The organism is Henriciella mobilis (genome assembly GCF_003576315.1).
In the GTDB taxonomy this organism is placed as follows: Bacteria; Pseudomonadota; Alphaproteobacteria; order Caulobacterales; family Hyphomonadaceae; genus Henriciella; species Henriciella mobilis.
Genome location: NZ_QWFZ01000020.1, coordinates 115,943 through 130,563, shown reverse-complemented (window position 1 = coordinate 130,563; position 14,621 = coordinate 115,943). Strand labels below are relative to the sequence as shown.

The following is a 14,621-nucleotide window of genomic DNA, read 5'->3' as shown; positions in this document are numbered from 1 at the left end:
CTTCCGGCTTGATTACCGCCCCGCTCAGCGTCTACACCGCGAGGCAACTGTTCCCACTCCAATTTGATCGAGCGTCATCCCATGGCCGGACCCCAATACGTTTACCATATGCAAGGCCTTACCAAAGCCTATCCGGGCGGCAAGAAGGTCTTCGAGAACATCCACCTCTCCTTCCTCCCGGATGCCAAGATTGGCGTTGTCGGCGTCAACGGCTCGGGCAAGTCCACGCTGATGCGGATCATGGCGGGCGAGGACAAGGATTTTAACGGTGAGGCCTGGGCCGCTGACGGCATCAAGGTCGGCTACCTGCCGCAGGAGCCGAAGCTCGATCCCGAAAAAACCGTCTTCGAGAACGTCGCTTCCGCCTGCCCGGAAAAGCAGATGGTCGACAAGTTCAATGATATCTCGATGAAGCTCGGCGAGGAGTATTCCGACGAGCTCATGGAAGAGATGACCGCGCTGCAGGAGCAGATCGACGGCGCCGATGCGTGGGACATCGACTCCAAGATCGAGATGGCGCTCGAAGCGCTGCGTTGCCCGCCGGACGATGCCGATGTCACAAAGCTCTCGGGCGGTGAGATCCGCCGGGTTGCGATCTGCAAGCTGCTGCTGTCCAAGCCCGACATGATCCTGATGGACGAGCCGACCAACCACCTCGATGCCGAGACGGTGAACTGGCTGCAGAACTATCTTATGAACTTCCCGGGCTGCGTGATCCTGATCACCCACGACCGGTATTTCCTCGACAAGATTACCGACTGGATCCTGGAGCTCGATCGCGGCCGCGGCATTCCCTACAAGGGCAACTATTCCGACTGGATCGAGCAGAAAGCCAAGCGGATGGAGCAGGAAGCCCGCGAGGACGCTGGCAAGAAGCGCACGCTGGCCAAGGAACTCGAATGGGTCCGGGCTGGTGCGAAAGCCCGCCAGACAAAGTCGAAAGCACGTATCCAGGCCTATGAACAGCGCGCTGCCGAGGCGGAGCGCGAGAAGGTCTCCCACGCACAGATACGCATCCCGCCGGGCCCGCGCCTTGGCAATCTGGTCATTGAGGCCGAGAACATTCGCAAGGCGTTTGGCAACAATCTGCTGATCGACGATCTCAGCTTCTCACTGCCGCCGGGTGGCATCGTTGGTGTGATCGGTCCGAACGGCGCTGGTAAATCGACGCTGTTCAAGATGATCCTCGGTCAGGAAGAGCCCGATTCCGGTTCGATCCGCGTCGGCGATACGGTAAAGCTCGGCTATGTGGACCAGTCCCGCGACAAGCTCGATGACAAGAAGAATGTCTGGGAAGAGATTTCCGACGGCCTCGATGTCATCGACCTTGGCGGTGTTGAGGTGAATTCGCGTGCCTATACCGGCGCCTTCAACTTCAAGGGCTCAGACCAGCAGAAGAAGGTCGGTCTGCTGTCCGGCGGTGAGCGCAACCGTGTGCATCTCGCCAAGATGCTGCGCCAGGGCGCCAACTGTCTGCTGCTCGACGAACCGACCAACGACCTCGACGTGGAGACGCTGCAGGCACTGGAAGAAGGCCTCGACGGCTTCCCCGGCTGCGCTGTCGTCATCTCGCACGACCGCTGGTTCCTCGACCGCATGGCAACACACATTCTCGCCTTTGAGGGCGACAGCCACGTCGAATGGTTCGAGGGCGACTTCTCGTCCTATCTGGAAGACAAGAAGCGCCGCCTAGGCCCCGACGCTGTCGAGCCGAAGCGCGTGAAATTCAAGAAGTTCGCGCGGAATTAGTTGCGCCACACGGTCTCGCATCTCCTGCCTGCGGGTATCGCTGCGGCGGCGCTCGCGGGACTGGGATGGCTGGCTCACTCGGACGCGGCCATTACCGGGCTGGACGGGGCGCTCAGCGAGGCGGTGATCGCCCTTCGCAATCCGCCGCTCGACTGGGCGGTGGTGCTATTGACCCTGTTCGGTGACAGCCTTGCGCTGACCTGCATAGCCGTCGCCATCGTGCTGACGCTTCTCCTGTGGCGTGCCTGGTGGCCGGCTGCGGTATCGGCGGCGACGTTCATTGCGACACCGCTTATCGTGAAGGGCATCAAGCTTCTCGTCGCCCGGCCCAGACCGACCGAAGATCTCTATGGCGGTGTTGAGAGCTTCAGCTTTCCGTCCGGCCATATGACCAACTCCATGGTCATCTATGGAGCGCTCGCCATTTTTGCGGTCCACGCCCTAACTGGCATACGCAAGCGCACGGCCATTGCCGGACTCAGTGTCCTGATCGTTCTCATGGGCCTCTCCCGCGTGTACCTTGGTGCTCACTGGCCAAGCGATGTCATTGGCGCGGTGCTGCTGGCGTCGGCCATGCTGCTTCTCATCGCATGGGGTTTCGACCAGATGCCAGGCGAGGAGCGCTTCGCTCGCGCTTTTGCAATCGTGACGATCGTGGTTCTGGTTGTCTGGACGGTTTATGGTCTGCTCACGCTGGAAGCCGCGCTCGACATGTATGCGCTTGATGTCACGCCGGAAGGCGCGATCGAGATGAATCCCGACCGCAACCAGCCCTGAGCCTTTTGCGTTTGCGCACCAGTTGGTAGCGCCATCCTAACCTGGCTGCGCCAGACTTGAGCAAACAAGCGGAATTGTGTCGGGAGCATTCCCTTCATTTCCCGCACAGGAAAGGTTCATCATGTCTGTTAGCTCTGCCAGAACGGTGGAGGGGGGCAATTCGGATCAACGTTGGGAAGCACACCGCCTTGAAGCGGTAGCTGCGCTCGACATTCTTGATACATCACCGGAAAAGCCGTTTGACCGGATAGCGCGTCTTGTGAAGGCGGCGCTTGATGTCGATACAGCTCTCATCTCCTTCATCGATGCCCATCGCCAGTGGCACAAGGCGAATGTCGGCATGGACGATCAACAAATTCCGCTGCAAGAGACCCTCTGCCGCCATGTCGTTAAGTACGGGGGGCCGCTTATCGTTCAGGATGCCCGTCAGGACCCGCGCTTCGCCAAAAGCCGCTTGGTGACGGCGGAGCATGGCTTGCGTTTCTATGCGGGAATCCCATTGAAGACCCGGGACGGCTTCGTTGTAGGAACGCTTTGCGCCATTGATAGAGAGCCTCGTCAGTTCCCCGCCCGCGATCTTGATCTGCTTCAGGATTTTGCGGACCTGGTTGTCGATCAGCTCGAACTTCGTGAGCGGGCGATGACTGACGAATTGACCGGCGCCCTTTCGCGGCGGGCATTGTATGATGAGGGCGGGCGACTTGCCGCGCTCACCAGCCGGCACAGACACAATCTGACCGCGATCGCCTTCGATCTCGACCATTTCAAGTCGATCAATGATAATTATGGCCATGCGGCAGGCGACGAGGTGCTCCGGCGTGTCGCAAAGACCGTGAAGCTGCTTGTGCGCAAGAGCGACATCTTTGCGAGGGTTGGCGGCGAAGAATTCACTATTCTCCTGCCCGAGACCGACCGTCAGGGCGCTGCAGAAGCGGCTGAGAAGCTGCGTAAGGACATATCCGCGCTGCGCTTCGAGTTCGACGGCACGACGGTGGGTGTAACGGCGAGCCTCGGCGTCGCTGCCTTCGATGCTTCCACCGGGGACATTGAAACATTGCTTACCCGCGCGGATGCCGCCCTCTACAAGGCCAAGAATGACGGGCGTAACCGCTATGCGGTCTGGGGCACGGGCGATATCTCGGTACGGTCCGCGCGTCGGCGGGTTCTCAAGGCGGGCAAGGTCAGCTTCAACAATGGTGGATCGTCCATCGACTGCACGGTTCGGACCCTGGGGCAGGAAGGGGCGGGTATGGACCTGATCTCGACAGCTGATGTCCCTGACGAGTTCCGGCTCATCATTCGCTCCGACGGGCTCGATGCCTCGTGCCGAGTCACCTCGCGTACCCGGACCCACATTGAAGTTGAGTTCCGGTAGCTGACAGGCCGGCCAGGCTGCGCTACTGGGCGGACTATGCCAGCGCCGGTACTTTTCTGGTTCGAGTTTGCCTCGACCTATTCCTACCTCTCGGTCATGCGGATCGAGGCGGAAGCGGCGCGCCGGAAGGTCGAAGTCAAATGGACGCCCTTCCTGCTCGGGCCGATCTTCAAGGCCCAGGGCTGGGATACCTCGCCCTTCAACCTCTATCCCGCCAAGGGCCGCAACATGTGGCGCGACATGGAGCGGCGGGCGGCGAAGTTCGCAATTCCGTTCAAACCGTGGACCGGCGAAGACGGCCGCATTTTTCCGCAGAACGGTCTGCTTGCGGCGCGCACCGCCATCGCTGCCTTACATGAGCCGTGGGGCCGGGACTTCGTGCGCCGGGTCTATACCGCCCAGTTTGCCGAGGGGCTCGACATCTCGAACCCGAATGTGATTGGCGACTGCATCGAGGCGGCGGGCGGCGTTGACCGGATCTACCTGCATATGGGGCATTCCAATACCCAGAAGCAGCGCCTGAAGGAGAATACCGACGCGGCCATTGCTGCCGGCGTGTTCGGCGCGCCGAGCTTCACGGTAGGCGGCGAACTCTTTTGGGGCGATGACCGCCTCGAGGACGCGCTAGACTGGGCGCTCAGCCACCCCGCCTGAAGGGGGACTTCACAACGATGGTGGTCTTGCCATCGTCTTCTTTTGCGTCCTCCGGGCGCACGGCCTGCGGCGAGAAGCTGTCGCTGGTCTCATCCATCGCCATCCGGCCGGCTGGCGGTGTCGCGGCGACCTGGTCTTCCGGCACGATCTGGAAGCCGAGTGCGCCAAGCAGGAAGTAGAAGCCGATCCCTGTGATAACGGCGGTGGCCAGCGTACGCACGATGAACCGGACGATGGCGCCTTTGATCGTCCAGGCGAGCACAGCTGCGCCGCCACCGCCCGCCAGGCCGGCGCCGGATGCCACGGCGGCGAGATCGAACACTTCATTGAACCAGTCCATCACCATCTCCTTTGTCTGCAGGCACCCGAGCGGACGCCTTTCTGAAGGGTGACTATGCCGTCAGAGCGGCGCCTGCGCCAGATGGTGTGAAGGTCAGGCCTCGTTGTTGAGCACAAGCCGCACGCCGCCAATGTGCACGCCGTCGCCATTGCTGTGCAGGTCCAGCTTGTCCGCGCGTTCAAGCGCTTTCATGGCGCTGTTCAATGTGATGCAGAAGCCTTCCAGCTTTGTCTCTTCGCCGGGCTGGAACACCAGTGTCTGGTCGTCCTCCAGCTGGATGCGGGTGACGTCCGGATGGGTTGAGGCAGGCACGCCGAGGGCTGCAGCCCAGCGCGAGGCGAGGGCGTTCGGGTCAGGGCTCTCAAGGATGGCGCCGCTCAGCTCGCCTTCGATGGAGTTGCTCTCCCAGTGCGGGCCGGCCCAGCGCCAGCTTTCCCACGGATGGGCCTCATCAAGCGAGACGATGGCGGCGCCGACATCGGCCGGGTGGATATGGCTGGCGGCGATGTCATCAAGGTCGATATTCCAGACCCGGCGGATGCCCGCCCCGTCGAGGCGTGCGCGCGCGGCCTTGATGTCGTCGGTCTGGAAGATGGCCATATAGCCGCCCTCGCCATTGCGCTTCAGGAAGCGCTGGACGGGTGCATCGTCCTTCACCGGCCAGATGACTTCGAGGAACTGGTCGCCAATCGCAAAGACGGCGTTCTCGAGCCCGAACTCCGCCACGCCCGGGTCGGCAAAGGGCTCGCCGAGATCGAGCACGGATTGTAACTGATCAGCGACTTCCGAGGTCTCGGCGGCGATGACGAGCTGGCGCAGGCGTAATCGTGTCATGAACCTAGGATTAGCACGCCAGACAGGGCTTTTGCCAAGAGGAATCTGGACAGGTTTCCATGGGCGTGCCGCGGGCCCCACCGCGCATGCCTCTGGGGAGGGCCTGCATCAAGTGCCAAAGGGCACAATACTACTGGTGACGTTGGTTGAAGACGTTGAAAATGCTCTTCATTTTCTGCGGCTTCTTGGGCTTGGGCATCGCAGCTTCAGCCTTTCGTTTCCGCAGGAAGCGTGTCGGTCTCTGGTGACGTGTCATGGGATGGTCATCCCTTCTGTTTGCGTCGCGGCGTGCGATGCGGGATGTTCAGGATATCTGTCGGACGTCGCATCCGTCAGGCCGGAACAGCGCGGGCCAGGCGTGAGCCAGATTGTGGGTGGCAGGCCATGAAGGCGCCCGTCTCTATCGGCCATCCGGGCGCAGAAGGCAATGGCGCCCCTCACGCACGGGCGATCAGCCGGACCGCGAGAGGGGCAGGGCGCTTACTTCTTGCGCTGGTCGAAGACGTTGTGGACGCCGGTCTTCAGTGACGGGTTGGAGGCGTTCGTCTTCGGCTTTTCTTTTTTCGGTTTGCGGATTTCGCGGTTCGATTTCTGTTGTTTGGACATGGGGATGGTCACTTCTCATGCATCGCAGCCAGCGATGCGGTTTGCCCCTGAAAGCCGGGCAAGCGGAATGCTCGCCGAGGGCAGGGACAGCGCCGGAATGGCTTTGCGGATTTTGGTGTGACGTGAGCCGCAAAAGGCGTGGGTGAGATATCGTGCGCCCGGTGGGGGAATGCAATGGGTGTATGAGTTTCTATACGCCGGTGAGAGCGGTGATGGAGGGCTTGGAAAGAGCGTTGTTCTAATGCGCCTCCGCCCATGTCTTCGCGGCCCGCGCGTCGACGTCCAGCGGGACGCTGAGCTGTAGCGCGGGCAGCGGCGCCTTTTCCATCACTTTGCGGACGGTCTCGATCGTGTCCTCGGCCTGGGCTTCCGGGACTTCGAAGATGAGTTCGTCATGCACCTGCAACAGCATTTTCGCGTCGAGCTTCTTCTTCGCGAGCGCTTCCGGCATGGCGATCATGGCGCGTTTGATGATGTCGGCGGCGGAGCCCTGGATCGGGGCGTTGATGGCCTGGCGTTCGGCGAAGGCCCGCTGGGCGCCGTTCTTGGAGTTCATTTCCTTCAGGTGCAGTTTCCGGCCGAACGCGGTCTTCACGAAGAGGTTCTCCTTCGCGAAGTCCTTGGTCTCGTCCATGTATTTCCGGATGCCGGGGAATTTCTCGAAATACGCCTTGATGTAATCCGACGCCTCGCTGCGCTCGATGCCGAGCTGGTTGGCGAGCCCGAAGGCGGAGATGCCGTAGATGATGCCGAAATTGATCGCCTTGGCCTTGCGGCGGACCATCGGGTCCATGCCCTCGATGGGCGTGTCGAACATCTCGCTCGCCGTCATGGCGTGAATGTCGAGGCCCTCCTTGAAGGCATTCTTCAGCGCGTCGATGTCGGCGATATGGGCGAGCAGGCGCAGCTCGATCTGCGAATAGTCCGCGCTGATCAGGACATTGCCGTCCTCTGCGATGAAGGCTTCGCGGATCTTGCGGCCTTCCTCGGTGCGCACGGGGATGTTCTGGAGATTCGGATCGGTCGATGACAGCCGGCCGGTCTGCGCGCCCGCCATGGAGTAGGAAGTGTGAACCCGCCCCGTCTCGGGGTTGATCGCGTCCTGCAACGCCTCTGTGTAGGTCGAGCGCAGCTTCGACAGCATGCGCCAGTCGAGGATGATCTGCGGCAGCTCATGGCCCTGCGCGGCGAGGTATTCGAGCTGGCTCGCATCGGTCGACCACTGGCCGGACTTGGTCTTCTTGCCGCCGGGCAGGCCCATCTCGCCGAACAGGATATCGCCGAGCTGCTTGGGCGACCCCATGTTGAACTCGCCGCCGGCCGCCTTGTAGGCGGCGTCTTCAAGGCCCGCCATACGCTGGGCAAAGTCCGACGACATGCGCGACAGGTGATCGCGGTCGACCTTGATGCCCGCGCGCTCCATACCGGCCAGCACGGGGATGAGCGGACGGTCCAGCGTCTCGTAGACGGTTGTGACCTTCTCCCGGTGCAGCCACGGCTTGAAATGCTGCCACAGGCGCAGTGTGACATCGGCGTCCTCGGCGGCGTATTCGGTGGCCTTGTCGAGCGGCACGCGGTCGAAGGTGATCTGCGACTTGCCGGTGCCGGCGACCTCCTTGAACGGGATCGGCGAGTGGTGGAAGTAGCGCTCCGACAGCTCGTCCATGCCATGGCCGTGCATGCCGGCGTGCAGGGCGAAGGAGATCAGCATCGTGTCGTCGATGGGCGTGACGTGGATGCCGTTGCGGGCGAAGACCGTGTAGTCATACTTGAAGTTCTGGCCGACTTTCAGGACGGACGGATCCTCAAGAAGCGGCTTCAGCGCCTTCAGCGCATCTTCCTTGCGGATCTGGCGCGGCGGGTCTGCGTCGAACATGTCGCTGCCGCCCGAATGGTCCGGATCGATATGGCCGAGCGGGATGTAGCAGGCTTCGTTGGGCGAGAGGGCGATTGAAATACCGACCAGGTCGCAGGTCTGGCAGTCGAGGCTGTTGGTCTCGGTGTCGAGCCCGATGACGCCTGCCTCATGGGCGCGCGCGATCCAGTCTTCCAGCGTCTTGAAATCGCGGATGCAGACATAGTTTTCCGCGTCGAACCCGATATCGCCAGCGGTGGTTTCGTCGATCACGCCCTCGGCCTCGAACGTCTCGCGCACGCGGCGGGTAATGGTGCGGAATTCCATCTTCTCGAGGAAGTCGATCAGCGTCTTCGGGTCCGGATCGGCGACGGCAAGGTCTTCCAGCGCGACCTCGACCGGCACGTCATCCTTCAGTGTGACGAGCAACTTGGAGGTGCGGACCTGCTCGGCATGCTCGATCAGGGTCTGGCGGCGCTTGGGTTGCTTGATCTCCTCGGCGCGTTCGAGCAGTTCCTCGACAGTGCCGTATTCCTCCAGCAGCGTTGCCGCTGTCTTCACGCCGATACCGGGTGCGCCGGGGATATTGTCGACGCTGTCGCCAGCGAGCGCCTGGACGTCGATCACCTTGTCAGGCGTTACGCCGAATTTTTCGAACACGGCGTCAGCATCGATCTGCTTGTTCTTCATCGTGTCGAGCATGTGGATCTTGTCGGTCACCAGCTGCATCAGGTCCTTGTCCGAGGAGACGATGGTGACGCGCGCGCCCTTCGCCTCGGCCTGGCGGGCATAGGTTGCGATCAGGTCGTCGGCCTCATAGCCTTCCTGCTCCAGCGCGTGGGTGTGGAAGGCGACGGCGGCCTCGCGCACCAGCGGGAATTGCGGGCGCAGGTCCTCCGGCGGCTCGTCGCGATTGGCCTTGTATTCCGGATAGAGGTCGTTGCGGAAAGAGTAGGACGACTTGTCGAAAACGCAGGCGAAATGCGTCGGCCGTTCGCCGCCTTTCAGCTCTTCCAGCAGCTTCCAGAGCATGTTGCAGAAGCCCGATACCGCGCCGACCGGCAGGCCGTCCGAGGCACGGGTCAGCGGCGGCAGGGCATGATAGGCGCGGAAGATGTAGGCGCTCGCATCGATCAGGTAGAGATGGCTGTCTTCGGTGACGGGCGCAGATGGCATGGGCGATTCCTCTGTTAGGAAGCCTGTGTAGCGAAGCGCGCCAGCAAGCGGTAGGGGCTAGCGTGAAGTCTCCCACACCTGAGCGAATGTCCAGCCGCCGATCGCGCCCGCAACGGTGAAAATCACGACATAGTGGATGTTGCTGGCAGGCGTCACTAGAGCAATGCTGGCCAGTCCCGTAGCGCTACCCGCAATTGTGAGGAAGTTGGCGTTCGCACGCGAAAACATCTGATCTGAAAGAAGCAGTGCAACAGCCGCTGCAGCGCTGCCGACGCAAGCGACAACGGCCCCGACGATCCCCAAGAGTTTGAAGTGATACAACGATGGAAGCCAGTTTCTGGGCGTATCAGTGATCAGGACCCACAGCCACGCTGCGCCGCCGATCCACACCGCTGCCGCAAGTGACGCGATGACTGCAGACAAGCAGAATCGGCTGAAATCATACATGGTCCCGCCACCCCGACACGGACTACGACGCTAGAAGTCGCTGCCGCCTGTCGGCCTGCCGGGGATCTCGCCGCGCTGCTGCTCGCGCAGCTCCTCCAGCGTTGGGCGGTCGCCCGGACGGTTTTCCGTCTTCGGGGCCCGCAACGATGCGACGCGCAGCTCGGCATGGCCGTCGCTGCGATAATCCTGGCTGAGATCGGTGATGACGGAGCTGAACTCCGTGAAGCTCACGCGCCGGTCGAGATTAGGGTCGAAGCGCACCGGATTGGCCAGCGAATCATCGCGTGTCGGCAGACTGGCCGCCCATTTCTGCTGCTCGATGGCGGTCACGACGCCATCGCCATTGCCATCGGCGGCCGCAAAAGCAATCGCGATCCCGGCATCCAGTTCAGCATCCGAAATACGCCCGTCGCCGTCCCGGTCGAACGAGGCCAGCAGGCCGCCGCCGGGTTTCAGCTTGTCGGTTTTGAGGATCGTCTTGTCGCGATCGGACTTCACCTCGCCGGAGCCGGGCAGGCGCACCAGCGTGTCATCCTCGGCAAAAGCCGGCTGCGCGCCGAATGACAGCAGCAGGACCGAAACAAGTGCAGATGCAGGCAAAAGCCGGGTCATGAGACCTCCTCAACATCACTCCACGAAACGTAGCTTAACGCGCCGTTGCAGAATTACCACATTAGGAATGCGTCAGAAGTGAGATGGGTCCCTGTCCGGATGTAGTCGGCGCGATGGAGCAAGAGCATGGACAGGGGGATGAGATCTCTTGTCGGCCAATGCTGCTCGCTCCCTTGCTTTCGCCCTGCGCCTCCGCTAAACGGCCCATATAAACGTATAAAGGAACATTGATATGTCGAATGACTTCGCTGTAGCGGACATCTCCCTCGCCGACTTCGGCCGTAAGGAAATCGCCATTGCCGAGACCGAAATGCCGGGCCTGATGGCGGCGCGCGAAGAGTATGGCGCCGACCAGCCCCTGAAGGGCGCCCGCATTGCCGGCTCGCTTCACATGACCATCCAGACAGCTGTTCTTATTCAGACGCTGGAAGCCCTCGGCGCCGAAGTTCGCTGGGCCAGCTGCAACATCTACTCCACCCAGGACCACGCCGCCGCCGCGATTGCCGACAATGGCACGCCGGTCTTCGCCCACAAGGGCGAGACGCTCGATGAGTACTGGCAATTCTGTGACAAGATCTTTGAATGGCCGGATGGCAAGCTGATCAACCTCATCCTCGATGATGGCGGCGACGCGACCATGTACATCCTGCTCGGTGAGAAGGCAGAGAAGGACCCGTCCGTCCTCGACAAGCCGAAATCGGAAGAAGAGATCGCGCTGTTCAAGCAGATCAAGAAGCGCATCAGCGAAACGCCAGGCTGGTTTGCCAAGGTGAAGAAGGAAATCCGCGGCGTCTCTGAAGAGACGACGACCGGCGTGAACCGTCTTTACCAGCTCTCGAAAAAGGGCGAGCTGCCTTTCCCGGCGATCAACGTCAACGACTCGGTGACCAAGTCGAAGTTTGACAACAAATATGGCTGCCGGGAGAGCCTCGTCGATGCGATCCGCCGCGGCACCGACGTCATGATGGCCGGCAAGACCGCTTTCGTCGCCGGCTACGGCGATGTCGGCAAGGGCTCGGCAGCCTCGCTCGCTGGCGCCGGTGCGCGCGTCACGGTCTCCGAAGTCGACCCGATCTGTGCCTTGCAGGCCGCAATGGACGGCTTCGACGTGCAGACCCTCGATGACAGTGTCGGGAAGGCCGACATCTTCGTCACCGCAACCGGCAACAAGGACATCATCACCGTCGATCATATGCGGGCGATGAAGGACATGGCGATCGTCTGCAACATCGGCCACTTCGACAATGAGATCCAGGTCGAGGGGCTGCGCAATTTCCAGTGGACGAACATCAAGCCGCAGGTCGACATGATCACCTTCCCGGATGGCAAGCGCATCATCCTCCTGTCCGAAGGGCGCCTGGTGAACCTTGGTAATGCGACCGGCCACCCGTCCTTCGTGATGTCGGCCTCCTTTACCAACCAGACGCTGGCCCAGATCGCCCTGCACAAGAACAAGGGCGAGTACAAGAACGAGGTCTACACGCTACCCAAGCACCTCGACGAGAAGGTGGCGCGGCTGCACCTCGCCAAGCTGGGCGTCGGCCTGACCGAGCTGTCGACCGAACAGGCTGACTATATCGGGGTGACGACTGAAGGACCCTACAAGCCGGAACATTACCGCTACTAGGTGTCCGGCGCGCCTTGCGCGCTCGCCTTTGGGCTGACGCCCCGGGGCGGATGGATACATGCCAGGACGATGAGAAGCGCCAGCGGCAAGTCTGGCGCTTCTTTCATTTTTCTGACCCTTGCAGCTGCCCGCGAAAAAAGTGACACTTCCGTCAGATAAAAAGGACGGGAGGCCTTTCGGAATGCGCACAATGATCATGGCGGCCGCCGCGGCGGCCCTGCTTTCGGGCTGTGGTGGACCGGGCGGAACGGAGGATACGGACGCACCGGCCAGCACGGACGCCGCCGACACCAATGCGAGCCTGGAGCCTGGCGATGATTTCGCCGCGCGCCTGCAGACCCTCCTCATCGAAGCCGAGCCGGGCAGCACGATCACGCTGCCGCGCGGCACGTTCATGATGACGGACGGCCTCTCCCTCGATGTCGATGGGGTGACGATCACCGGCGCGGGCGAGGGTGCAACCATCCTCGATTTCTCCGGCCAGCGTGGCTCGGGCGAGGGGCTTCTGGTCACGGCCGATGATGTAACGCTGGAGAATTTCACCATCCAGGAGACGAAGGGCGACGGTATCAAGTCCAAGGATGCCGACCGCATCATCTACCGCGACCTGACGGTCGAATGGCTGGGTGAGCCGGACGAGGAGAATGGCGCCTACGGCGTCTATCCGGTCGAGAGTACGGATGTGCTGGTCGAGCGTGTGACGGTGCGCGGCGCCTCGGATGCCGGCATCTATGTCGGCCAGTCCGACAGGATCATCGTTCGCGACAGCCTGGCTGAATACAATGTCGCCGGGATCGAGATCGAGAACTCCACCAACGCTGCGGTCTATGGCAATACGGCCCGCCACAATGCGGGCGGCATCCTCGTCTTCGACCTGCCGGACCTGCCGGTCATGGGCGGCAATTCCACCGCAGTCTATGACAATGACATCCTCGACAATAATACCCGCAACTTCGCTCCGCCCGGCAATATCGTGGCTGGCGTGCCGTCCGGGACTGGCGTCATCATCATGGCGAATGACAAGGTCGAGGTGTCGAACAACCGGTTTGGCGACAACCAGACCGTCCAGATCCTGATCACCGCCTATACCGAGCCGTTCACCGACGAGGCCTACAACCCGCTGCCGCGCAACGTCGCCATCTTTGGCAACACCTATGGCCGCAGCGGCTACAATCCGAAGGGAATTCTCGGCAGCTTCGCGCCGCTGGTCGGCGGCAGCCTGCCGCCAATCGTCTGGGATGGCGTCACGCGCTGGGGCGATGAGACGGACACTGATGTGAACATCTTCATCGACGAGCCGGACACGGTCGGCTTCATCAATCTCGGCCTCGGGACATACCCCATCAGCGTGGAGAATGCCGCACCGACGATGGACAGGCCGGACGCGGACCGGTTTGATCCGCTACCGGCGATCACGCTCGAACACGCCGAATGATGCGGCACCTTGCGGCCGCGTTGCTGGCTGGTCTGCTCGCGGCGTGCGGGCAGACGGCGGCCGGGCCGGACCTGAACACGATCCTCGCGGAAAAGCCCGCGCGGACGCTTTCCGAGTACGGCCTGTTCGCGGACGCCAGCGCGCGAGAGCCGGCCGAGGGCGTCGTTTCCTACAATCTCGTCAATCCGCTTTTCTCCGATCACGCGGCCAAGCACCGTTTCGTCTACGTGCCGAAGGACAAGGCGGCCGCCTACCGGCCCGATGAGGTGTTCGACTTTCCGGTCGGAACGGTGCTGGTCAAGACCTTCGCCTTCGCCCCGGACATGCGCCAGCCCTCGGTCGATGAGCGTTATCGCGAGACGCGCCTGCTGATCCGCAAGGCCGAAGGCTGGGCGGCCTATCCCTATGTCTGGAACGAGGAGGAGACCGAGGCGGTCTATGCGCCCGCCGGGGCCTGGCTGGACCTCGCCTTCACGGACGAGCACGGCACGGCGCTGGACATCGACTATCGCGTCCCCAACCAGAACCAGTGCAAGACGTGCCACCAGCTCGGCGATGCGATTGCGCCGATCGGGCCGAAGGCGCGCAATCTCAATCATCAGGGCCCCTATGGCCATGCGCAGCTGGCAGACTGGGCCGCGCGCGGCATCCTGGCCGGTCTTCCCGAGGCGCCGCCCACGGTGCCCGAGGTATCCGACGCGACCGCGCCGCTGGAGCAACGCGCCCGCGCCTATCTCGATATCAATTGCGCGCACTGTCACCGGCTGGAGGGCTCGGCCTCCAATTCCGGCCTTTTCCTGGGCTATGAGGTCGATACCCCGACGGCCATCGGCATCGGCAAGCATCCGACGGCCGCCGGGCGTGGCTCAGGCGATGCGGTCTTTGTGATCGCACCGGGGCAGCCGGACAAGTCCATCCTCAGCTACCGGATGGCGTCCTCCGAGGCAGGCATCGCGATGCCCGAGCTTGGCCGCTCCGTCATCGACGAGGATGGCGTTGCGCTGGTGCGCGAGTGGATTGCCGGCATGGAGGCGCGGTAGGCGCTTTCCCCGCGCCCCGGTCGGACAGCGAAACGGCGCCGGATCAATCCGACGCCGCTTGCCGTGGGAGGATGCGGCGGGGCCGCGGGCTAAA

The 14,621-nt window shown here is 62.3% G+C and carries 13 protein-coding genes; 7 read left to right on the top strand and 6 right to left on the bottom strand.

The genetic code is table 11. The features are described 5' to 3' along the window. Positions 1-81: 81 nt before the first annotated feature. From ettA to D1227_RS11530, 4 genes are all read left to right on the top strand, one after another. Positions 82-1,749 (top strand): energy-dependent translational throttle protein EttA, encoded by a 1,668-nt coding sequence (gene ettA / locus D1227_RS11545; protein ID WP_119404781.1) that lies wholly within the window; start codon positions 82-84, stop codon positions 1,747-1,749. Beyond that, positions 1,750-2,526 (top strand): phosphatase PAP2 family protein, encoded by a 777-nt coding sequence (locus tag D1227_RS11540; protein WP_119404780.1) that lies wholly within the window; start codon positions 1,750-1,752, stop codon positions 2,524-2,526. 121 nt (positions 2,527-2,647) lie between these two features. After that, a complete protein-coding gene (locus D1227_RS11535; RefSeq protein WP_119404779.1) occupies positions 2,648-3,901 on the top strand; it encodes a GGDEF domain-containing protein in 1,254 nt (417 codons plus the stop codon). A 36-nt stretch (positions 3,902-3,937) separates the two neighbouring features. Next, positions 3,938-4,555, top strand: coding sequence for a 2-hydroxychromene-2-carboxylate isomerase (locus tag D1227_RS11530; RefSeq protein WP_119404778.1), 618 nt, complete (start codon positions 3,938-3,940; stop codon positions 4,553-4,555). Here D1227_RS11530 and D1227_RS11525 read toward each other — a convergent pair. The 6 genes from D1227_RS11525 to D1227_RS11505 form a co-directional block, all read right to left on the bottom strand. Further along, positions 4,539-4,895, bottom strand: a complete 357-nt coding sequence (locus D1227_RS11525) for a hypothetical protein (RefSeq protein WP_119455297.1) — start codon at positions 4,893-4,895, stop codon at positions 4,539-4,541. The two genes, D1227_RS11530 and D1227_RS11525, sit on opposite strands and share 17 nt — an antisense overlap. Before the next feature lie 93 nt (positions 4,896-4,988). Then, positions 4,989-5,729 (bottom strand): VOC family protein, encoded by a 741-nt coding sequence (locus tag D1227_RS11520; protein ID WP_119374961.1) that lies wholly within the window; start codon positions 5,727-5,729, stop codon positions 4,989-4,991. 480 nt (positions 5,730-6,209) lie between these two features. Further along, entirely contained in the window at positions 6,210-6,335 is a 126-nt protein-coding gene (locus D1227_RS20355) for a hypothetical protein (protein ID WP_267896301.1), read from the bottom strand. A gap of 238 nt (positions 6,336-6,573) precedes the next feature. After that, the gene (gene polA, locus D1227_RS11515) at positions 6,574-9,366 is read right to left on the bottom strand and encodes a DNA polymerase I (RefSeq protein ID WP_119404776.1); all 2,793 of its coding nucleotides are present in this window, start codon (positions 9,364-9,366) and stop codon (positions 6,574-6,576) included. 57 nt (positions 9,367-9,423) lie between these two features. After that, complete coding sequence (locus tag D1227_RS11510; RefSeq protein WP_119404775.1) at positions 9,424-9,813, bottom strand: hypothetical protein; 390 nt, start codon at positions 9,811-9,813, stop codon at positions 9,424-9,426. Positions 9,814-9,843: 30 nt separating this feature from the next. Next, the gene (locus tag D1227_RS11505) at positions 9,844-10,425 is read right to left on the bottom strand and encodes a hypothetical protein (RefSeq protein ID WP_119374963.1); all 582 of its coding nucleotides are present in this window, start codon (positions 10,423-10,425) and stop codon (positions 9,844-9,846) included. A gap of 226 nt (positions 10,426-10,651) precedes the next feature. Between D1227_RS11505 and ahcY the strand changes: the two genes are divergently transcribed. The 3 genes from ahcY to D1227_RS11490 all read left to right on the top strand — a co-directional run bounded on the left by ahcY (position 10,652) and on the right by D1227_RS11490 (position 14,527). After that, positions 10,652-12,052: an adenosylhomocysteinase gene (ahcY, locus tag D1227_RS11500; protein WP_119374964.1), complete on the top strand. Its 1,401-nt coding sequence runs from the start codon at positions 10,652-10,654 to the stop codon at positions 12,050-12,052. A 181-nt stretch (positions 12,053-12,233) separates the two neighbouring features. Further along, the gene (locus tag D1227_RS11495; protein ID WP_119404774.1) at positions 12,234-13,487 is read left to right on the top strand and encodes a parallel beta-helix domain-containing protein; all 1,254 of its coding nucleotides are present in this window, start codon (positions 12,234-12,236) and stop codon (positions 13,485-13,487) included. Then, positions 13,484-14,527: an SO2930 family diheme c-type cytochrome gene (locus D1227_RS11490; RefSeq protein ID WP_233350171.1), complete on the top strand. Its 1,044-nt coding sequence runs from the start codon at positions 13,484-13,486 to the stop codon at positions 14,525-14,527. The genes D1227_RS11495 and D1227_RS11490 overlap by 4 nt, the downstream gene beginning before the upstream one ends. Positions 14,528-14,621: the final 94 nt, after the last annotated feature.